At 74.0% G+C, this 20,509-nt stretch carries 14 protein-coding genes and 2 pseudogenes; 11 read left to right on the top strand and 5 right to left on the bottom strand.

Annotated elements, in window-relative coordinates; translation table 11 throughout:
- Window positions 1-5: 5 nt before the first annotated feature.
- Both glp and galU read right to left on the bottom strand, forming a co-directional pair.
- Window positions 6-1,316 carry a gephyrin-like molybdotransferase Glp gene (gene glp / locus L6E17_RS24925; protein ID WP_236242946.1) on the bottom strand — a complete coding sequence of 437 codons (1,311 nt, stop codon included), beginning with the start codon at window positions 1,314-1,316 and terminating at the stop codon, window positions 6-8.
- 5 nt (window positions 1,317-1,321) lie between these two features.
- Window positions 1,322-2,224, bottom strand: coding sequence for a UTP--glucose-1-phosphate uridylyltransferase GalU (gene galU, locus L6E17_RS24930; RefSeq protein WP_236242947.1), 903 nt, complete (start codon window positions 2,222-2,224; stop codon window positions 1,322-1,324).
- Window positions 2,225-2,616: 392 nt separating this feature from the next.
- Between galU and L6E17_RS24935 the strand changes: the two genes are divergently transcribed.
- Window positions 2,617-3,183, top strand: a complete 567-nt coding sequence (locus L6E17_RS24935) for a 5-formyltetrahydrofolate cyclo-ligase (protein WP_236243102.1) — start codon at window positions 2,617-2,619, stop codon at window positions 3,181-3,183.
- A gap of 46 nt (window positions 3,184-3,229) precedes the next feature.
- Here the strand turns inward: L6E17_RS24935 and L6E17_RS24940 are convergent, their stop codons facing one another.
- Window positions 3,230-6,073 carry a penicillin acylase family protein gene (locus L6E17_RS24940; protein WP_236242948.1) on the bottom strand — a complete coding sequence of 948 codons (2,844 nt, stop codon included), beginning with the start codon at window positions 6,071-6,073 and terminating at the stop codon, window positions 3,230-3,232.
- Window positions 6,074-6,473: 400 nt separating this feature from the next.
- Here L6E17_RS24940 and L6E17_RS24945 point away from each other — a divergent pair, with 400 nt between their 5' ends.
- The 6 genes and pseudogenes from L6E17_RS24945 (at window position 6,474) to mscL (ending at window position 12,889) form a co-directional block, all read left to right on the top strand.
- On the top strand, window positions 6,474-8,024 hold the full coding sequence (locus tag L6E17_RS24945) for a potassium/proton antiporter (protein WP_236243103.1): 1,551 nt from the start codon (window positions 6,474-6,476) through the stop codon (window positions 8,022-8,024).
- Window positions 8,025-8,458: 434 nt separating this feature from the next.
- Window positions 8,459-9,741, top strand: a pseudogene (locus L6E17_RS24950) (MFS transporter).
- A 68-nt stretch (window positions 9,742-9,809) separates the two neighbouring features.
- Window positions 9,810-10,124 carry an FmdB family zinc ribbon protein gene (locus L6E17_RS24955; RefSeq protein WP_236242949.1) on the top strand — a complete coding sequence of 105 codons (315 nt, stop codon included), beginning with the start codon at window positions 9,810-9,812 and terminating at the stop codon, window positions 10,122-10,124.
- Between the two features lie 142 nt (window positions 10,125-10,266).
- Window positions 10,267-11,103: an S-methyl-5'-thioadenosine phosphorylase gene (locus L6E17_RS24960; protein WP_236242950.1), complete on the top strand. Its 837-nt coding sequence runs from the start codon at window positions 10,267-10,269 to the stop codon at window positions 11,101-11,103.
- Between the two features lie 1,015 nt (window positions 11,104-12,118).
- Window positions 12,119-12,289: a hypothetical protein gene (locus L6E17_RS24965; RefSeq protein WP_236242951.1), complete on the top strand. Its 171-nt coding sequence runs from the start codon at window positions 12,119-12,121 to the stop codon at window positions 12,287-12,289.
- Window positions 12,290-12,403: 114 nt separating this feature from the next.
- Window positions 12,404-12,889, top strand: coding sequence for a large conductance mechanosensitive channel protein MscL (gene mscL / locus L6E17_RS24970; protein WP_236242952.1), 486 nt, complete (start codon window positions 12,404-12,406; stop codon window positions 12,887-12,889).
- 350 nt (window positions 12,890-13,239) lie between these two features.
- Here the strand turns inward: mscL and L6E17_RS24975 are convergent, their stop codons facing one another.
- Entirely contained in the window at window positions 13,240-13,440 is a 201-nt protein-coding gene (locus L6E17_RS24975; RefSeq protein WP_236242953.1) for a hypothetical protein, read from the bottom strand.
- Window positions 13,441-13,891: 451 nt separating this feature from the next.
- On the opposite strand from L6E17_RS24975, the gene L6E17_RS24980 reads away from it, so the two are divergent.
- The 3 genes and pseudogenes from L6E17_RS24980 (at window position 13,892) to L6E17_RS24990 (ending at window position 17,294) form a co-directional block, all read left to right on the top strand.
- Window positions 13,892-15,106 (top strand): low temperature requirement protein A, encoded by a 1,215-nt coding sequence (locus tag L6E17_RS24980; RefSeq protein ID WP_236242954.1) that lies wholly within the window; start codon window positions 13,892-13,894, stop codon window positions 15,104-15,106.
- A 50-nt stretch (window positions 15,107-15,156) separates the two neighbouring features.
- Window positions 15,157-16,382, top strand: a pseudogene (locus L6E17_RS24985) (P1 family peptidase).
- Between the two features lie 135 nt (window positions 16,383-16,517).
- Window positions 16,518-17,294, top strand: a complete 777-nt coding sequence (locus L6E17_RS24990; protein WP_236242956.1) for a DUF6227 family protein — start codon at window positions 16,518-16,520, stop codon at window positions 17,292-17,294.
- Window positions 17,295-17,469: 175 nt separating this feature from the next.
- On the opposite strand, the gene L6E17_RS24995 is transcribed toward L6E17_RS24990, so the two are convergent.
- A complete protein-coding gene (locus L6E17_RS24995; RefSeq protein ID WP_236243104.1) occupies window positions 17,470-18,939 on the bottom strand; it encodes an MFS transporter in 1,470 nt (489 codons plus the stop codon).
- Between the two features lie 275 nt (window positions 18,940-19,214).
- Here L6E17_RS24995 and L6E17_RS25000 point away from each other — a divergent pair, with 275 nt between their 5' ends.
- Window positions 19,215-20,234: a YafY family protein gene (locus tag L6E17_RS25000; protein ID WP_236242957.1), complete on the top strand. Its 1,020-nt coding sequence runs from the start codon at window positions 19,215-19,217 to the stop codon at window positions 20,232-20,234.
- Window positions 20,235-20,509 lie beyond the last annotated feature (275 nt).

The raw sequence follows: 20,509 nt of genomic DNA on the forward strand, positions 1-20,509 counted from the left end.
GTGGTTCAGCGGATGAGCACCACCTCCAGCTCCGCGCCGGGCTCCACGAGCGTGGTGTCCTCCGGTACGACGAGCAGCGCGTCGGCGTGCGCCAGGGCGGCGACCAGGTGGGAGCCCGCACCGCCCACAGGAGTGACGGTACCCGCCTCCGCGTCGTACGTCCCGCGCAGGAACTGCCGCTTGCCGGCCGGCGAGGTGAGCGGCTTGTCCGCGGACAGGGCGGCACGCGCGCGTGGGCGGTGCACGTCCTTGAGGCCCATGAGGGTGCGGATCGCGGGCCGGACGAACAGCTCGAACGACACGTACGAGGACACCGGGTTCCCCGGCAGGGCGAGGAGCGGGATGTGGTCGGGGCCGACCGTGCCGAAACCCTGCGGCTTGCCGGGCTGCATGGCGAGCCGGCGGAACTCGACGCCGCTGCCGCCGCCCTCGGCGCCGTCGGGTGCCGACAGCGCCTCCTTCACCACGTCGTACGCGCCGACGCTGACGCCGCCGGTGGTGACCAGGAGGTCCGCGCGGACGAGCTGGTCCTCGATGGCGGCGCGCAGGCCGTCCGCGTCGTCGGTGACGGCGCCGACCCGGTAGGCGAGGGCCCCGGCGTCGCGGGCGGCGGCGCTCAGGGCGTAGCTGTTGGAGTCGTAGATCTGGCCAGGCCCGAGCGCCTCGCCCGGCTGGACGAGCTCGCTGCCGGTCGACATGACGACCACGCGGGGGCGGGGCCGCACCCGGACCGTGCCGCGGCCGATGGCGGCGAGCAGGCCGATCTGCGCCGGGCCGAGGACCGTACCGGCCGCCAGCGCGGGCTCGCCGGCCTGGACGTCGCTGCCGCGCGCCCGCACGTGGGCGCGGGCCTCGACGGGGCGGTGGACGCGGACCTCGCCGCTCGCCCCCTCGGGGTCGGCGCTCGCGGCGCGCATCGTGGTGGCCGCACCGCCGCCGGCGCCGCCGTCGGTCCACTCGACCGGGACGACCGCCTCCGCGCCGGGCGGCAGCGGCGCCCCGGTCATGATGCGGGCGGCCTGCCCGGGGCCGACCTCGGGGAGTTCGCCGCTGCCCGCGGCGACGTCGCCGATGACGGTGAGCACGGCCGGGTACTCCTCGCCTGCGCCCGCGACGTCGGCGACGCGCACCGCGTACCCGTCCATGGAGCTGTTGTCGAAGGGGGGCAGGGCGACGGGCACCGTGACGTCGTCGACGAGGACGCAGCCCTGCGCGTCGGGCAGCTGCAGCTCGATGGGGTCGAGCGGGCGGATCGAGCCGAGGATGTCGTCCAGGTGCTCGTCCACCGACCAGGTCGTACGCACAGTGCTGCTCACGGGGCCTACATCTCCTCGGTGACGTAACGGCGGAGCCAGGACCGGAACTCCGGTCCCAGATCATCACGTTCGCACGCGAGTCTGACAATCGCCCGGAGATAGTCTCCGCGGTCCCCGGTGTCGTAGCGGCGGCCCTTGAAGACCACGCCGTGGACGGGGCCGCCCCGGGAGCTGTCCGTGGCGAGCTTGTGCAGGGCGTCGGTGATCTGGATCTCGCCGCCGCGGCCCGGCTCCGTCTCGCGCAGTATCCCGAAGACGGCCGGGTCCAGGACGTACCGGCCGATGATGGCGTAGTTGCTGGGGGCGTCGGCCGCGTCCGGCTTCTCGACCAGGTCGGTCACCCGCACCACGTCGGCGTCGTTGGTGGGCGCCACCGCCGCGCAGCCGTAGAGGTGGATCTGCGACGGGTCGACCTCCATGAGGGCGATGACGCTGCCGCCCTGCTGCTCCTGGACCTCCATCATGCGGGCCAGCAGGGGGTCTCGCGGGTCGATCAGGTCGTCGCCGAGGAGCACCGCGAAGGGCTGGTCGCCGACGTGCGGGGCGGCGCACAGCACGGCGTGGCCGAGACCCCGCGGGTCGCCCTGGCGGACGTAGTGCATCGTGGCCAGGCCGTTGGACTCCTTGACCTTGTCCAGCCGCTCCAGGTCGCCCTTCCTGAACAGGGCCTCTTCGAGCTCGTAGTTGCGGTCGAAGTGGTCCTCCAGGGGCCGCTTGTTGCGCCCCGTGATCATCAGGACGTCGTGCAGACCGGCCCCCACCGCCTCCTCCACCACGTACTGGATGGCGGGCTTGTCCACGACGGGGAGCATCTCCTTGGGAGTGGCCTTCGTGGCGGGGAGGAACCGGGTGCCGAGACCCGCGGCCGGGATGACAGCCTTGGTGATCCTGGAGTGCGACTGAGTCATGCGGAGCACCATAGCCGGTGCCTATGGGAGGAAGATGATCCTTCGGTTAACTTCCTCCTCATATAGACGTATACGGGGCGTTCTGCGGCGCACGTTGGCCGCCGGACGCCCGCGGGTCGGAGGGACGTGGACAGAGTGAGTGGTGGGTCCGAAGCGGGCGGGGGCGGCGGCCGCCGCGGAGATGCCGGCCTCGGCGCGGGCGCGGGCTCCTCCGCCGAGGGAGGCGCGGAGTCGGCGGCCGGCGCGGACCCGGGCGCCGAGGCGGGGGCGGGCCGGGAGGCGCCCGCGGGGCAGGCGGGGGCCGGAGCCCCGGCATCGGCGCCGGAGCCGGAGCCGGTGCCGGAGCAGGCGGGGGCAGGGCCGCGGAACAGGCCGCACCCGACAAGGCGGCGCTGCGGAGCCGGCTGCTGGCCGCGCGGACCCTGCTGACCGCGGAGGACGTCCGGCAGGCCGCCGGGGCGCTGGCGGACGAGGCGCTGCGGCTGCCCGAACTCGCCGCGGCGGGCACGGTCGCGGCGTACGTCTCGGTGGGCCGCGAACCGGGCACCAGGGACCTGATCGAGGCGCTACGCGCGCGTGGCATCCGGGTGCTGCTGCCGGTGCTGCTGCCCGACAACGACCTGGACTGGGCCGTCCACGAGGGTGCGGACCGGCTGGTGCGGGCCAGGTTCGGCCTGCTGGAGCCCGCGGGGCCCCGGCTGGGCCCGGACGCCGTCCTGGAGGCGGACGCGGTGCTGCTGCCGGGGCTCGCCGTGGACGGGCGCGGCATGCGGCTGGGGCGGGGCGGCGGCTCGTACGACCGCGTGCTGGCCCGCCTCGCGCGCGCAGGCGCGGACCCGGCGCTCGTGGTGCTCCTCTACGCGCACGAGGTGGTCGCACGGGTCCCGGAGGAACCGCACGACCACCCCGTCCGTGCCGTGGTGACGCCCGAGGGCGTCCGCCGCTTCGCGGCGCCCTGAGGGGCCGCCTCGGCGTCGGGCGCTCCCATGGCGCCCGGTGGCCCGGTCAGGGCTTCAGTACCAGGTGGTCGACCTTCGCCCGGTCCACCGCCGGGGCGCTGTACGGCCAGTCGAGCAGCTCGCCCCTGGCCCACAGGTCCGTCTGGTCGGTGTAGTGCGGGTGGTAGGCGTGGCCCGAGGCGCCGGTGAGGTTGATCCACCGGGACTTGTCCCAGTCGCCGACGTTGACGACCATCCGCATCGACGGCACCCAGACGACGTCGTAGCCGCCCGCCGCGTTCCAGCCGGTGGCGTTGACCGCCGCCTCACCGCCGCTGAGGTTCCACGGCCCCCGGTTGAGCAGCTGCTTCACGACGGCGGGCCCCTCCGTGCCGAGGGTCTGGTTCCGCAGGTTCAGCTGGTGCAGGCGCCCCCAGCTCCAGGTGGAGATGTCCTTGCCCAGCTTCGCCGTCAGCTCCCAGCGGGCGTCGTCCATGGCGCGGGCCAGCAGCTCGTCGCGGGTTGCGGTGGCCGGGTCGAGACGGGTCGCCGGGGTGTGCCACCAGGCGTTCTCCTCGTCCTTGAGGAGGGGGCGGACCACCTCGTACCAGCGGTCCCCGCCGTCCGGCTGCGCCTTGTCCGGAGCCCGCTTGCCGCACTCCCGTACCAGCTTGTCGCGCTGGTCCTCCGGAACGGTCGGGTCGACCGGCTTCACGTTGAGGCAGTCGCCCTCGACGCGGAGCTCCTTGGGGAGCTTGTCGCCGAACGCCAGCATGAGGACGTTGCGCCAGACCGCGTTGAAGTAGGCCGCGGCCGCCGAGTCGCTCTCCTGGGTGTAGTCCCAGCCCTCCAGCAGCTGCTGCGCCTCACGGACGTACGGGTCGGAGACGTCGATCTTCAGCAGGTACGGCGTCAGCATCTTGGCGATCTCGCTGCTGTTGTCCGTCTGCATGGTGCGCATGTCGTCCGTGGAGATCTTGCCGCCGTCCTTGATCTTCGACTCGATGAGGTCGTTGATCCGCTGGCTGCGGGAGCCGTAGCCCCAGTCCTCGGTCAGCAGGTGCGGGTAGGAGGCGCCGACGACGGCCTGGTTGGCGGTGGTGATGTAGCCGCGCTTCGGGTTCAGCTCGTAGGGCAGCTCCTCGAAGGGGACGTACTCCTTCTTCCAGTCGTACGCCGGGTCCCAGCCGGGCGCCGGGTAGCGGCCGTCGTGGCCCTCGGCGCGGACGGGCACCCGGCCCGGGGCCTGGTAGCCGATGTTGCCCTCGGTGTCGGCGTAGACGAGGTTCTGCGCGGGCACGTCGAAGTCGCGGGCCGCGTCGCGGAACTCCTTGAAGTCCTTGGCGCGGTTCAGCTTGAACAGGGCCTCCATGGAGGTGCCCGGGTCCAGCGCGGTCCAGCGCAGTGCCACGGCGTATCCGTCGCCGCGGTCGGGCGCGCCGTTGGTGACGGGCGCCTCCTGGCCGACCTTCTCCTGCTCGTCGCTGCGGTCGGAGATGAGGGGGCCGTTGTTGGTGGTGCGCACGGTGATGGTGCGGCTGCTGCCGCCCGCGACCTTGATGACCTCTTCACGGGTCTCGAACGGCACTTCCTTGCTGCCGCGCAGGTAGCCGCGGTCGGTGACCTTCTCCAGGTACAGGTCGGTGACGTCGGTGCCGAGGTTCGTCATGCCCCAGGCGATGTCCTGGTTGTGGCCGATGACGACGCCCGGCATGCCGGCGAAGCTGTAGCCGGCGACGTCGTAGCCGCAGGTGGCGGAGACGGGCCGGCAGTGCAGGCCCATCTGGTACCAGACCGACGGCAGCTGGGGGGCGAGGTGCGGGTCGTTGGCGAGCAGCGGCTTGCCGGTGGTCGTGTACTCGCCGGACACGACCCAGGAGTTCGAGCCGATGCCGTTGCCGTTCGGTCCGAGCAGCGCCGGGATGTCGTCCAGCGCCTCCGAAAGGCCGGAGAGCTGCGCCTGGAGGCCGCTCCGGGCGGCGGTGGAGCCCTGCCCGCCCGCGGAGCCCTGGAGGCCGTTGGCGCCGCCCTGAGCGCCGCCCTGGAAGCCGGCGCCGGCACCCGTGCCGTTGCCTGTCCCGGCACCCGTGCCGCTGCCAGTACCCGTGCCGCTGCCCGTACCCGTACCCGTACCCGTACCACTGCCGGAGTCCGCGTCGGAGTCCGCTCCCTCGACCTCGAAGTCCTCGACGATCGGGCGGTGCAGGTCGTACGGGTACTCGGGGTAGAGCTGCTCGACCTGCTCGGGGCTGAGGCGGTCGAGCATCAGCGAGCGGTCGATCTCGTCCTCCATGTTGCCGCGGAGGTCCCACGCCATGGCCTTGAGCCAGGCGACCGAGTCGACCGGCGTCCACGGCTCGATCGTGTAGTCGTGCGCGAAGGCGAGGGCGGAGTACTCGACGGAGACGTCCCGCGGCTGCTTGTCCTCCAGGTAGGCGTTGACGCCGTCCGCGTACGCCTGGAGGTTCTTCTTCGTCTCCTCGGAGAGCTTGGTGTCGTACTCCTCCTTCGCGACCCGGTGCCAGCCGAGGGTGCGCAGGAAGGCGTCGGTGTCGACGAGCCCGTCACCGAGCAGCTCGGAGAGGCGGCCCGCGGTCATGTGCCGGCGCACGTCCATCTCCCAGAACCGGTCCTGCGCCTGGACGTACCCCTGGGCGCGGAACAGGTCCTCGTCGGTGGAGGCGTAGATCTGCGGGACGCCGTACGCGTCGCGCTTGACGTCCACGGGGCCCGCGAGTCCCGCGAGCCGGAGGGTGCCGGTCGTCTGCGGGAACGGCGCACGCACCGTGCTGACGCCCCAGTAGGCGCCGTACCCGACGCCCGCGACGAGCGCCAGCACCAGGGCGATCACGAGCAAGCGGGCACGTCGCCCCTTCTTCTTGGTGGAAGAGACGGTGGTGTTGGCGGGCATCGCTGTCCTTCGAGGCGCAGGCTTGGTCCTGGAGTGCTGGAGCAACCATAGGCGCAGCCGTCGCACGGCCCGGACGCGGAGTCAGGGAGGAGCTGTGAAGGAGCCCCTGGTACGGCGGCCCCCGGAGCCCGGAAGGCGCATCAAGGACGCGTTAAAGATTAGGTAAGGTAACGAAGTACCCCGAAGGCTGGGCAGCTGAAGTTCCCCGGAACGTTCACCTAAGCCCGACTTGTCCGCCTATGCGCGTACAGGTGCCTCACGCCGCACATGTGCACCAGCGCGTAGACATACACGTACGCGCAGCACACAGAACCCATAACGCGGAACGCAGCACGCGGAACGCAGCACGCGGAACGCAGAACCCGAGACACGGGACACAGAACACAGAGCACAGCACGACCTGCACAGCACGTACAGCACGTACAGCACGTACAGCACCGGGAAGGATCGGCCCCTGACTGTCCACCAGCTCAACGCACTCCTGCTCATCGGCTCCATCGTCCTGCTCGTCGCCGTCGTCGCGGTGCGCATCTCCAGCCGCAGCGGGCTCCCCAGCCTGCTCCTGTACCTGGGGATCGGCATCGCCATCGGCCAGGACGGCATCGGCAACGTCGCCTTCGACAACGCCGAGCTGACCCAGGTCATCGGCTACGGCGCCCTCGTCGTGATCCTCGCCGAGGGCGGCCTGGGCACGAAGTGGAAGGAGATCAGACCCGCGCTGCCCGCGGCGGCCGTCCTGTCGACCTGCGGCATCGCGGTGAGCGTGGGCGTCACCGCGGCCGCGGCGCACTATCTGGTCGGCCTCGAATGGCGCCAGGCCCTGCTGATCGGGGCGGTCGTGTCCTCCACCGACGCCGCCGCCGTGTTCTCCGTGCTGCGCAAAGTGCCCCTCCCCAGGCGCGTGACGGGCACCTTGGAGGCCGAGTCGGGGTTCAACGACGCGCCCGTGGTCATCCTGGTCGTGGCCTTCTCCACCACGGGACCCGTCGACAGCTGGTACGTCCTGGTCGGGAAGATCGCCCTGGAGCTCGCCATCGGCGCCGCCGTCGGACTGGCCGTGGGCTTCCTCGGCTCGTACGGGCTCAAGCGCGTCGCCCTGCCGGCCTCCGGCCTGTACCCGATCGCCGTCATGGCCATCGCCGTCACCGCGTACGCCGGGTGCGCCCTGGCCCACGGCAGCGGCTTCCTCGCCGTCTACCTGGCCGCCGTGGTGCTCGGCAACGCCCGGCTGCCGCACCAGCCCGCGACGCGCGGCTTCGCGGAGGGGCTCGGGTGGATCGCGCAGATCGGCATGTTCGTCCTGCTCGGCCTGCTGGTGACGCCCCACGAGCTGTTCGAGGACTTCTGGCCCGCCGTGATCATCGGCCTGGTGCTGACGGTGGTCGCCCGTCCGCTGTCGGTCCTGCTCAGCCTGCTGCCGTTCCGGATCCCGTGGCAGGAGCAGGTGCTGATGTCCTGGGCGGGGCTGCGCGGGGCGGTGCCCATCATCCTGGCGACCATCCCCATGGTGACCGGCATCGAGGGCAGCAGGAAGGTCTTCAACATCGTCTTCGTGCTGGTGGTCGTCTACACGCTGATCCAGGCGCCGACCCTGCCGTGGCTGGCCAAGGTGCTGCGGCTCGGCGAGGGCGACGAGGCCACGGACCTGGGTGTCGAGTCCGCGCCCCTGGAGCGGCTGCGCGGCCATCTGCTGTCGCTGTCCGTCCCCGACCGTTCCCGGATGCACGGCGTGGAGGTCGCGGAGCTGCGGCTGCCCCCGGGCGCGGCCGTCACCCTGGTCGTACGGGACGGCAGGAGCTTCGTCCCATCGCCCACGACCGTGCTGCGGCGCGGCGACGAGCTGCTGGTCGTGGCGACGGACCCGGTGCGGGACGCGGCGGAGCGGCGTCTGCACGCGGTCGGCCGGGGCGGCAAGCTGGCGGGCTGGCTCGGCACGGACGGGCCCCCGTGAAGCGCCGGGGGCTGGACGCCGGATGCGGGCAGGGAATGCCGTCGCGGCGGGACGCGTAGTGCGGTGGTGCGGGCGGGGTGTGGCCGCAGGACCGGCCGATCTCGCACGGGACGGGACCCCGTCCTTACGCGCGCAGGGCGCCGCTCCCCGCCGCTTCCTTCCCGCCTCTACGCACGCGCAGGGGCCGCATTCCCAGGTCCGCCGGGGCCCGGGTCGTGCATTTCACAGGCACCACTCCGGCGCCTCCCTGTAGCATGAAGGCACACTGATCGACCAACTCTGCCTGACGCAGGGCTGGCGCGACCGTATGGCGGCCGGGTCCGCCCACCTCTGACGAGGGCCCCGGTATCTACCGCGCTTCCGCGCAAGAGGACAGCCCTCGGCGACTCCCGGCACCCCGGTGAGCGCTACCAGGCGGCAGAAAGGCACGGGCCGTGGCATCCACGGTCACCTCCGACGCTGCGAAGCGTCCCGGATACGGGCAGCTCCTTCGTACGCCCGGCGCCTGGACGTTCCTGCTGCCCGGATTCGCCGCGCGGCAGCCGTTCGCCATGCTCACCATCGGCATCGTCCTGCTGGTGCAGCACACCACCGGTTCGTACGGCAGCGCGGGGCCGTCGCCGCCGTCACCGGCGTCTCCATGGCGCTGTTCGCCCCGCAGAGCGGCAAGCTCGCCGACCGGTTCGGGCAGCGCGCCGTCCTCCTCCCCGGCGTGCTGGTGCACACCGCGTCCGGCGCGGTCCTGACGGCGCTGGCCCTGACGGGCGCGCCCCTGTGGGCGCTGTTCGCCGCCGCCGTGCCGACGGGCGCCTCCGTGCCGCAGGTCGGCCCCATGGTGCGGGCCCGCTGGGCGGCGAAGCTGGAGGGCTCGCCCCTGATGTCCACGGCGGCGGCGTTCGAGTCCGTCACGGACGAGTTCACGTTCGTCGTCGGCCCGGTCCTCGCGACCGCCCTGTGCACCGGCGTCCACCCGGCGGCCGGCCTCGCCGCGGAAGCGGCCCTGACCCTGGTGGGCGGTCTGCTGTTCGCCGCCCAGAAGGGCACCCAGCCCGCACACGACCGGATCACCGCGGGCCACGGCCGGCGGCGCGGCGGCACGTCGGCGCTGTCCGTGCCGGGTGTCCGCGTCCTGGTGGTGGCCTTCCTCGGCATCGGTACCGTCTTCGGCGGCATGCAGGTCTCGCTGACCGCCTTCACCGAGGAGATCGGCGACCCCGGCGCCAACGGCCTGATGTACGGGCTGTTCGCGGCGGGCAACATGCTGGCCGGCATCGCGGTCGGCGCCATCGCCTGGAAGACCGGGCCGCGCCGGCGCCTGGTCCTCGGCTACACGGCGCTGACCGCCGCCACGTCCGTGCTGTGGGCGGCCCACTCCGTGGTGCTGCTGGGCGCGGTCGGCCTGGTCGTGGGCCTGTGCATCGCGCCCGCGCTGATCACCGGCTTCACGCTCGTGGAGTCCCTGGTGCCGGCGGGCGCCCGCACGGAGGCGTTCACCTGGCTGACCGGCGCCGTCGCACTCGGCCAGGCTGCCGCGGTGACCGTGGCGGGGCGTCTGGCGGACGCGTACGGGTCGAGCGCCGGGTTCCTGGTGCCGCTGGGCGGCACGGCCCTGGCCCTGCTCACGGTGGTGGCGCTGCGGTCCCGGCTGGAGGCGCACCCTCCGGGCCGCACCATCGCGCGTGGCATCGGTCACCGCGTGCCGGTGACGGTGGACTGACGCGAGGGAATGCGTCACTATTGATGCTCGTTAGCACTCATCGAGTGAGAGTGCCAGGAGGAAGACAAGTGCCGACCTACCAGTACCAGTGCACCGAGTGCGGCGAGGGCCTCGAGGCGGTGCAGAAGTTCACCGATGACGCCCTGACCGAGTGCCCGAGCTGCCAGGGACGCCTGAAGAAGGTGTTCTCCGCGGTCGGCATCGTCTTCAAGGGCTCCGGCTTCTACCGCAACGACAGCCGCGGCTCCTCGTCGAGCAGCTCGCCGGCGTCCTCGTCGAAGCCGGCTGCCGCCTCCTCGTCGACGTCTGCGTCGGCTTCGTCGTCCGGCTCGTCCGACGCGAAGTCCACCACGTCGTCGAGCACCAGCAGCTCCGCCGCCTGACACGGCTCACCCCAGGGCCCTGCCGTTCCCCACGGCGGGGCCTTCGGTGTGCCCGGGGCAGGGCGGCGACCGGGGCCGTGGCGGCGGCCCATGGACGGGCGGACCTGCCGGCACGGCCGAAACCCCGTCTAGGGTGAGCGGCATGGCGACGAACGCAGAGATCGGCGTGATCGGCGGCTCCGGCTTCTACTCCTTCCTGGAGGACGTGACCGAGCTCCGGGTCAGCACCCCGTACGGCAGCCCCAGCGACTCCCTGTTCCTCGGGGAGGTGGCCGGGCGCCGCGTGGCCTTCCTGCCCCGGCACGGGCGCGCCCACCGGCTGCCGCCGCACCGGATCAACTACCGCGCGAACCTGTGGGCGCTGCGGTCGGTCGGGGTGCGCCAGGTGCTCGGGCCGTGCGCGGTCGGCGGACTGCGCGAGGAGTACGGGCCGGGCACGCTGCTGGTGCCGGACCAGCTGGTGGACCGTACGAAGTCGCGCACGCAGACGTACTTCGACGGGGAGCCGCTGCCGGACGGCACGGTGCCGAACGTGGTGCACACGACGTTCGCCGACCCGTACTGCCCCGAGGGCCGCAAGGTGGCGCTGGCGGCAGCGCACGGGCAGGGCTGGGCAGCGGTCGACGGCGGCACGATGGTGGTCGTCGAAGGCCCGCGCTTCTCGACCCGCGCCGAGTCGCGGTGGCACGCGGCGATGGGGTGGTCGGTCGTCGGCATGACGGGCCACCCGGAGGCCGTCCTGGCCCGTGAGCTGGGCCTCTGCTACACGTCGATGGCGCTGGTCACCGACCTGGACGCGGGCGCCGAGACCGGCGAGGGCGTCTCGCACACCGAGGTGCTGCGGGTGTTCGGGGAGAACGTGGAGCGGCTGCGGACCGTGCTGTTCCACGCGGTGGCGGCGCTGCCGGAGAATGACGCGCGGGCGTGCCTGTGCACGCATGCGCACGACGGCTGGGACCTGGGCATCGAGCTTCCCTGACGAGCAGCCTTACCGGCGGGCGCGGGTCCTCCTTGCGGCGGGTGGGTCCTGCTGCCGGCGGGCGGGGCCCTGCTGCCGGCGGGCGGGGGCCCTGCTGCCGGCAGGTCGGGCCTTCTCCAGGCAGTGGGTCCTGCTGCCGGCAGGTGGGTCCTCCTCCCGGCGGGCAGGCCTTCTCCAGACGGTAGGCCCTCCAGGCGGTAGGCCCTTCCCCCGGCGGGCGGGTCCTCCTTGCGGCGGGTGGGTCCTGCGCCGGTAGGTCGGGCCTTCTCCAGGCGGTGGGTCCTGCTGCCGGCGGGTGAGTGGTTCACGGGGCGTCTGGGCTTGCCTCCTGGCGGACGGGCTTCTCCTCCTGGCATGTGGCCTCCCTCTGGCGAGTGAGGGACTTGTCCACAGCCGGCGGCCTGTCCACAGGCCCCAGCGGGCGGCGCGCGATCGCGGGATGGTGGGGAGGCCGCCGGCGAAGAGCCCGGCGGCCGGCCTCCAGACCAGGCGGTGAGAGCCATGTCGTCCTGCCCGCACGTCCCCGCATCTGCGGCCCCGCACCCGCTCCTGCCCGCGATCCCGCACTCCCCTCCGCCCGCTTTCGTCCCCGCGTCCGGGCTCCCGCAGTCGCTGCCGGCCGCGTCCCCGCACATCTCCCCGCCCGGGACCCCGCACTCCCCTTTGCCCGGCTTCGTCCCCGCGCCCGGGACGGTCCCGCAGTTCCCCCCGCTGCGGATCCGGGGCGGCCGGTACCGAGCGCACTGGTCGGCGCGGCGGCGGCGACGGGCGCTGGCGGCCGGGCTCGCGATGACGGCCGCCGCCCTGGCGGCGTCGGGCTTCCGCGGCTCCCCGAGCCCCGTGGAGGCGCCCGCGGCTGTCCCGCGGCCGGTCGCCGCGAGACCCTCGTGTCGGCGCCGGTGCGCATCGCGGACCCGGAGGCCGTACGGCTCCTGAAGGCGGGAGACCGGGTGGACGTGATCGCCGCGCCGCTGCCCGCGGGAGCACCGGCGGGCGGGGGCCCGCGGCCCGGGTGGTGGCGTCGGCCGCCCGCGTGGTCCGGGTGCCGGGCACGGAAGCGGCCGCCGAACCGGGCGCCGGCCACGGCGAGGGCGGTGCGCTGGTGGTGCTGTCCGTGCCGCGGGCGACGGCCGCGGAACTCGCGGCGGCGGGAGCGACGTCCCGCCTGGCGGTGGCCTTGTGCTGACTCGTACGCGCGCGCTGTCGCGTCACCGGTCCGTGTGTACCGATTGGACGGCTGTCCGCGGGACGCGGCCTAATGGCTGCGCCAACTGCACCCGCGTCGACGAAAGGCACCTCAGTGAGCCAGGAGAACAGGACAAGCCTGCTGGAAGGCTTCAAGGCGTTCCTCATGCGGGGGAACGTGATCGATCTGGCCGTGGCGGTGGTCATCGGCGCGGCGTTCACGAACATCGTGAACTCGATCGTGAAAGGCGTCATCAGTCCCCTCGTGGGCGCCTTCGGCTCGAAGAACCTGGACGGCTACCAGCTCTGCCTGAAGGGGCCGTGCGTGGTGGAGGGCGGCGAGGTCAGCACCGGTGTCGCCATCCTGTGGGGCTCCGTGCTGAGCGCGACGCTGAGCTTCCTGATCACGGCCGCGGTCGTCTACTTCCTGATGGTGCTGCCGATGGCCAAGTACCTGGCCCGGAAGGCCGCACGGAACAAGGAGGCGGAGAGCGTCAAGGAGACCCTGGAGGTCACCGAGCTGGAGGTGCTCAAGGAGATCCGCGACCACCTGGTCCACCAGCGCGGCGACAGCGCCACCGCGGCGAGCAGCCGGCGCTGACGCGGACCCGTGGGGGCCGGGCCCCGCCCGCGCCCCGGCCCCCATCGACCCCCACCGGTTCCGACCCGCACACGGCCGCGAGCCGCGAGCCCACGGGAGCACCGAGGGGGCGCGCGCCACGGGGGCGTGGAGCGCAGAGAGTGCAGGCGCCACGGGGTGCGGCCACAAGGGGGTGCACGCCACGGGCGGGGTACGAGCCACAGGAGCATGCGGCCGCGGGGGGTGCGGCCGCCAGGGGATGCGGGCCACAGGGAGTGCAGGCCCCAAGGGGGAGCGGCCGCCGGGGAGTGGAGGCCGCGAGGGGCGCAGCCGTCGTGGGGGCCCCAGGGGGCGGTCAGAGGTGGTGCGGGTCAGAGGTGGTGCGGGGGCTTCTCGTCGAGGAAGCGGGCCAGGTCGTCAGCGGAGGTGTGCGTCCGGTCGCCCCACCCGCGGTCCGTGTCGTCCGCGGACTGCTGCTCCAGCGGGTCGTCGAAGACGAGCGCCGGCGGCCGGGTCTCGGGCGCGGACCGTTCCGCCGAGGGGCGGGCATCGGAGCCGGGGGCAGTACTCATGCGTCCAGCCTACGGGGCCTGAGGCCGCGGCCGGGCGGCTGCTCCACGGCCGTGGGGCCGCGGGAGCCGAAGACCGCACTCGCCCGGGCCACCTGGTCGGGTTCGGTGCGGGGGTGTCGTGGAGGGTGAAGGCTTGCCCAGGGCCCGCCGCTTCGGCTCGGCCGGCTTGTGGAAGGGCAGCACGTCGACCCGGGTGACGTTGCCGAGCCCGGCGGCGAAGTCCGCGACGCCCCTCGATGCCGGCGGGGCGTCCGTGAGGCCCGGGCGAGCACGAAGCGGACGTGGGCCTCCTTGTCCGGGCGGGCCAGGCGGGGCAGACGGGGCAGGCGGGCCCGGCGTCAGGCGAAGCCGAGCCCCGCTTGTGAAAGCGTTCACACGTCGGCGGCGGCGTCGGGACCTGCTGGCGCGTCTCATCCGGTGCACGGGCCTGCCGTCTGCTCTGCTGTGACGCATGACACACCCGTTTGTGAGTGCACGGCCGGTGCGGCCGCTGGTGTCGCGCGACCGCGACGAGGAGCACCGCTCCGCGACGCCCCTGGAGCTGTTCTTCGACCTGTGCTTCGTCGTGGCGGTCGCCCAGGCGGTCGCCGGGCTGGTGCACGCGGTCGCCGAAGGGCACGCGGCCGAGGGGCTCGTGGAGTACGTCATGGTCTTCTTCGCCGTGTGGTGGGCGTGGATGAACTTCACGTGGTTCGCCTCGGCGTACGACAACGACGACGCGCTGTACCGGTTGGTGACGCTGGTGCAGATCGCGGGCGTGCTGCTGCTGGCCGCCGGGGTGTCCCGGGCGTTCGACGAGGGCGACTGGCTGATGGTGTACCTGGGGTACGTGGTGATGCGGCTGGGGCTGGTCTTCCAGTGGCTGCGCGTGGCCCGCGACGCCTCGGACGCCGCCGAGCGGGCGATGGCGCTGCGGTACGCGGGCGGGGTGCTGGCCTGCCAGGCGGGGTGGAGCGCCCTGGTGCTGGGGCCCGCGTGGGCCGCGCCGGGGGTGTTCCTGGTGATGGCGGCGGCCGAGCTGTCCGTGCCGCTCTACGCCGAGCGGCGTTCCGCGTCGAGCTGGCACGCGCACCACATCGCCGAGCGGTACGGGCTGTTCACCATCATCGTGCTGGGCGAGACCATCGCGGCGGCGACCGTCGCCGTGCAGTCGGGTGTGGCGGAGAACGACGCGCTCGACGAGCTGGCGCCGATCGCGGCGGGCGGGCTGCTGCTGGTGTTCTCCGCGTGGTGGATCTACTTCGTGGTGCCCGCCCACGCGCGCCTCCGGTCGAACCGGGAGGGTTTCCTCTGGGGCTACGGGCACTACCTGGTCTTCGCGTCGGCGGCCGCGATCGGCGCCGGCCTGGAGGTGTCGGTGGAGCACGCCGTGGGCGCGGCCCACCTCTCGGGCCTCGCGGCGGCGGCCGCCGTGACGCTGCCGTCCGCGCTGTACCTGCTGCTGGTGTGGCTGCTGCACGCCCGCTACTTCAAGGCGGGTCTGGCGCGGCAACTGGTGCTGCCGTGCGCGGCGCTGGGCGTACTGCTGTGCACCTTCGCCGGGCACTGGGCCGTCCTCGCGGCCGGGTTCGTCGCTGCGGCCGCGGTGGCTGCCGGGGTGGTGCTGGCGGCCCGGGAGGCGGACCGGCAGGACGGCGCGGGGGCCCGGGAGGGCGCGGCGGCGTGATCCCGCGGTGCCCGCTGCCGGACGGGGGCGCCGCGTGCTAGGCATGCGGCATGGATGCCAAGGACGGGACCCCGGCCGGGGTCGGCGCGCCCGGGGACGGGCTGACGGATGTGGCGGGGCTGCGGGTGGGGCACGCGCGTGTGCCGGGCGGCTCCGCCTTGAGCGGGACGACGGTGGTCCTCGCGCCTGGGGGCGGCGCCGTGGCCGCCGTGGACGTGCGGGGCGGCGGCCCCGGCACCCGCGAGACGGACGCCCTGGACCCGCGGAACCTGGTGCAGAAGGTCGACGCGGTGGTTTTGACGGGCGGCAGCGCGTACGGGCTGGACGCCGCGGCCGGGGTCATGGCGTGGCTGGAGGAGCGGGGGCGCGGGGTGCGGGTGGGGCCCGAGCCCACGCACGTGGTGCCCGTGGTGCCGGCGGCCTGCCTGTTCGATCTCGGCCGGGGCGGCGAGTGGCGGGCGCGCCCCGACGGGGCGACCGGCCGGGCCGCGGTGTCGGCGGCCGCGGCGGCGGAGCCGGGGTCGCCGGTGGAGTGCGGGTGCGTGGGCGCGGGGACGGGCGCGGTGGTCGGCGGGCTGCGCGGCGGCGTCGGCACGGCGAGCACGGTGCTGGAGGGTTCCGGGGTGACGGTGGCCGCGCTGGTCGTCGCGAACGGCGTCGGGTCGCCGCTCGATCCGGTGACGGGCGTGCTGTACGGCGCGTACGGCGACCCGCACTTCGCTGCGGAGGGCGCGCGCGGCGGCGGACCCGCGTACCCGGACCCGGCGGTGCACGCGGCGGCGATGCTGCGGCTGGCGGAGGCGCGGGAGCGCAGCGGGATGCCGCCGATGAACACCACACTGGTCGTCGTGGGCACGGACGCGGAGCTGACGCGGGCGCAGGCCCAGAAGGTGGCCGGGACGGCGCACGACGGCATCGCGCGCGCCGTGCGACCGGTGCACCTGCTGAACGACGGCGACACCGTGTTCACCCTCGCGACCGGCGCACGCCCGCTCACCGGGGGCGCGCGCCGCGTGCGGAGGGCCCCGCGCCGGAGACCGGGGAGCAGGGGGCCGTGGCCGCGGCGGCGGACCGGGGCGGACCGCCGGCGGGGAGCGGTGACCCGCTGGCGCTGAACGCGGTGCTCGCGGCGAGCGCCGAGGTCGTGTCCCGGGCCATCGTCCGGGCGGTCCTGGCCGCGGAGGACCTGCGGGGCCCGGGGGGAGACTTTCCGTCATACCGGGGCCTGTACGGGCCGCTGCCGGGTATGAACTGGCGTACGGGTGCAGAGCGTTGAAGGAATCGGGGCGGGGGCGCGCGGGAACCGGCCACGTGCGCCGTACGTTTCACGGAACCCGGACGCGTTGTCGTACCGAGGCACTACCTTGAGCAAGCACCGAGTAACACGCGGCGACGGCCCTGGAGACCCATCTTGAACGATCCGATCGATCGGAACGATCCGTACGAGACCACGGAGCAGCACGTCGAGCGGCTCCTGGGTCGGGCGCTCAACTCCTTCGACCTGCCCGACGCTTTGGTCGAGCGGCTCCGTACGGCGCTGGCGCACGCCAGTGCGCTGCACGCCTCGCACCACAGTGCGGCGCTCCACCGCACGACGTACCGCCACACGTTCCTGCTGGCCGACGGGGCGTCGCTGACGCTGTGGGAGCTGGTGCACCACACGGGCGCGGACGGCCGCGACCACCACGAGCTGTACGCCGACAAGACGGAGGTGCGGCTGGCCGCCGTCCGGTTGTCGGAGGCGTTCGGCCTGCCCGAGGCCGTGGGGCTCGGAGACCCGCTGGACGACGACCTCGACGCGGACCTGGAGCTGCTGAGCGCACTGCTGGTGCGCCCGCCGGAGCCCGCGCCGCGGGTGTACGTGCCGGACGACTCGGCGGACCACGCCCGCCGGGTGCTGCGCCGCGCGGAGAACCGGAACCGGCCGGGCGACGCGGTGGCGGCGCGGCTGCGCGGCGCGTTCGCGCACCACATCCAGCAGGTCTTCGGGCGGCAGTGCAGTGTGGCGGGGAGGGACGCGGGCTTCTCCCTGTACGAGCACGCGTTCCTGCTGCTCGACGGCACCGAGATGAGCGTCTGGGAGGTCGAGCACACGGCGACGCCGGACGGGCGCCACATGTGCGAGGTGTACGAGGACGAGCGCACCGCGCGTGCCGCGATGGAGCTGCGGGCGTCGCGGGTGCGCTGACCGCCACCCGGGTGAGCCCCGCGACGGCGGGGCCCCGCACCGCGGGCGCGGTGCTTTTCGACCGGCGGCCCCGCCGGGAACTGACGCCCGGCGGGGCCGTCACCACGGGGCCGTCACCACGGGGCCGTCACCCCGGGGCCGTCACCACGGGGCCGTCACCACGGGGCGCCCGCCGTCACCCCGCCGGGGCGGCCTCCCGGCCCGCGGACCGCTCCGCGGGCACGGTGCCCGCCGCGGCGCTGTTCCCGACCCCGCCGACGGCGGCCGCCGCACCCGCCGCCTCCGCCTCGGTGTGCAGCCGCGGCTTCGCGGGGAGCGCGCACATCAGCAGGAACACCGCGCCGAGCACCGCGGCCACCCACCCGAGCGCTCCCTCGAACGCCGCCACGACGGCGGGGCCCGCGCCGCCCGGCACGAACACCACGGACACCAGGCCGAGCCCCAGCGCGTTGCCCATCTGCATCACGGAGTTGATGAGCCCGGACGCCGAACCGGCGTGTTCCCGCGGCACCTCCGACAGCACCGCGTCCGTCAGCGGCGCCACGATCAGGCCCATGCCGGCCCCCATCACCACCAGAGGCAGCGCCATCTGCCAGGACGTGATGCCCATGCCGTACCGGTCGGACTCCCACACGTACAGTCCGATGCCCGCCATCATCGTCAGCGCGCCGGCCTGGAGGACCTTGCGCCCGAAGCGCGGCACCAGCTTCTGCACGGAGATCCCCGCGGCGACGGATACCGCGACCGAGAACGGCACCCCGGTCAGTCCGGCCCGCAGCACGCTCCAGCCGAGCCCGATCTGCATGTACAGCGTCCAGACCAGGAAGAAGATGCCGAGGCTGACACCGAAGACGAGTTGGACGGCGACACCCGCCGCGAAGCTCCTCACCCGGAACAGGGACAGCTCGACGAGCGGCGAACCGTCACGGCGCGCCTTGCGCTTCTCGTACGCGACGAAGCCCGCGAACACCGGCAGCGCGGCCGCCATCGCGGCGAAGCACCACAGGGGCCAGTCCAGTTCGGCGCCCCGGGTCAGCGGGTACATCAGGAGCAGCATCGCGGCGACCGCGACGACGACACCGGGCAGGTCGAGGCGCAGCGCCTTCGGGGCCCGGGACTCGGTGATGAACGCCCGGCCGAGGAGCAGCGCGGCGATGCCGACGGGCAGGTTGATGAGGAAGATCGGCCGCCAGCCGAGGCCGAACAGGTCCCACTGGGTGAGCAGCGCCCCGAGCAGCGGTCCCGACACCGCGCCGAGACCGACGACCGCGCCGAAGAGGCCGAAGACCCTGCCGCGCTCGTGCGCCGGGAACGTCGCGTGCACGAGGGACAGGACCTGCGGCACCATCAGCGCGGCGGTGCCGCCCTGCAGGATGCGGGCGGCGACCAGTATCTCCTGGGACGCGGCGAACCCGCAGAGCGCGGACGCCAGCGTGAACCCCGCGACGCCGATGAGGAACAGGCGCTTGCGGCCGTGGATGTCGCCGAGGCGGCCGCCGGTGATGAGGCCCGCGGCGAAGGCGAGGGCGTATCCGGCGGTGATCCACTGGATGGCGCCGAAGCCGGCGCCCAGGTCCCGCTGGATCGCCGGGATGGCGATGTTGACGATCGTGACGTCGACCAGGTCCATGAACGCCGCGGTCATGACGATCGCCAGGGCGAACCAGCGCCGCCGGTCCGGTACGGCGCCCGCAGCGTCCGGGCCCGCGGCCCCGCCGGGGCGCGGGGCCGGGTCGGGGTGCCGGGGCGGGGCCGGGTGCGGGTTCCGGTCGGTGGCGGGTTCGGGGTGGCGGCCCGGGTGCTCGTTCCCGCGCGGGGAGGTCCGCGTGGAGGTCCGCGGTGAGGTCTCGGCGGTCATGCGGCAGACGCTAGGACGGCACTAGGACAGTTTGTGTCCTCATGGTGCGTCATGGTGGAGGCATGACGGACACACCGGCACGTCTTCTGCGGCTCCTGTCCCTGCTCCAGACGCCGCGCGAATGGCCAGGCCCTGAGCTGGCCGAGCGGCTCGACGTCAGTCCCCGCACGATCCGGCGCGACATCGACCGGCTGCGCGAACTCGGCTACCCGGTGGAGGCGTCCAAGGGCGCCGTCGGCGGGTACCGCCTGGTCGCCGGTACGGCGATGCCGCCCCTGGTCCTGGACGACGACGAGGCCGTCGCCATCGCGGTGGGCCTGCGGGCGGGCGCGGGCCACGCCGTCGAGGGGGTGGAGGAGGCATCCGTACGGGCCCTGGCCAAGCTGGAGCAGGTCCTGCCGTCCCGGCTGCGGCACCGGGTGTCGACGCTGCAGAGCGCGACCCTGCCGCTGACGCGCGGCGACGGCGCGACGGTCGACGCGCGCGTGCTGACCACGCTGGCGGGCGCGGTCACCGGGCAGGAGCGGGTGCGCTTCGCGTACCGGGCGGGGGACGGCGCCGAGTCGCGGCGGCAGGTGGAGCCGTACCGGCTGGTGTCCACCGGCTACCGCTGGTACCTGGTGGCGTACGACCTGGAACGGGAGGACTGGCGCACGTTCCGCGTCGACCGCGTCGGCGACCCCTTCCCGACCGGGGCCCGTTTCACCCCGCGGGAGCTGCCGACAGGGGACGCGGCGACGCTGCTGGAGCGGTCGCTGCGGCGGCGCCGGGAAGAAGTGGAGCTGGACGTCACGTTCGCGGCGCCGGCCGAGCGGGTGGCGGCGCGCCTCCCGCCGCATCTGGCGCCGGTCGCAACCGGCGAGGGGACATGCCGGCTGACGGCCCGGGTCGCCGAGTCCGTGGAATGGCTCGCGGTGCGGCTGGCCCTGACGGGCTGCGACTTCACGCTCCACGGCCCGGACGCGCTGGTGGCGCACGTGGCGGAGCTGGGGGCGCGCCTGTCGCAGGCGGGAGAACGGGCGCCGACCCGGCGCGGCGGCCTGCGGGGTGACTGGGGGCGGGTGGATGGCGGGGGCCGGTGAGTGAAGGCGGCCGGGCTCCGGCGGGCGCGGCGGCTCGGGGCGGCGGTCGGGCCGGTGCCCGGAGCCCGGTGGGCGGGCGCCGGCCCGGGGTCGTGGCGACCGGGCCGGCTGCCGGAGCCCGGCGAGTGCGGCGGCCGGGTGAGGGACGCCGACCCGGCCTGACGGCGGGCGGGCGGACACGGTGCCTGGTGTGACGGCGGCCGGACAGGCGGGAGAACGCGGTGCGCCGGCTTGGCGTGACGGCGGTCCCGGGTGGCGGCGGCCCGGGGCGCGAA

The organism is Streptomyces sp. CC228A (assembly GCF_021390935.1).
Taxonomy (GTDB): Bacteria; Actinomycetota; Actinomycetes; order Streptomycetales; family Streptomycetaceae; genus Streptomyces.

Excerpts from the sequence above, each read along its gene's own strand:
- galU (WP_236242947.1), bottom strand. The coding sequence starts at position 2,224 with ATGACTCAGTCGCACTCCAGGATCACCAAGGCTGTCATCCCGGCCGCG.
- L6E17_RS24940 (WP_236242948.1), bottom strand. The coding sequence starts at position 6,073 with ATGCCCGCCAACACCACCGTCTCTTCCACCAAGAAGAAGGGGCGACGT.
- L6E17_RS24960 (WP_236242950.1), top strand. The coding sequence starts at position 10,267 with ATGGCGACGAACGCAGAGATCGGCGTGATCGGCGGCTCCGGCTTCTAC.
- L6E17_RS24975 (WP_236242953.1), bottom strand. The coding sequence starts at position 13,440 with ATGAGTACTGCCCCCGGCTCCGATGCCCGCCCCTCGGCGGAACGGTCC.
- L6E17_RS24980 (WP_236242954.1), top strand. The coding sequence starts at position 13,892 with ATGACACACCCGTTTGTGAGTGCACGGCCGGTGCGGCCGCTGGTGTCG.
- L6E17_RS24995 (WP_236243104.1), bottom strand. The coding sequence starts at position 18,939 with ATGACCGCGGCGTTCATGGACCTGGTCGACGTCACGATCGTCAACATC.
- L6E17_RS25000 (WP_236242957.1), top strand. The coding sequence starts at position 19,215 with ATGACGGACACACCGGCACGTCTTCTGCGGCTCCTGTCCCTGCTCCAG.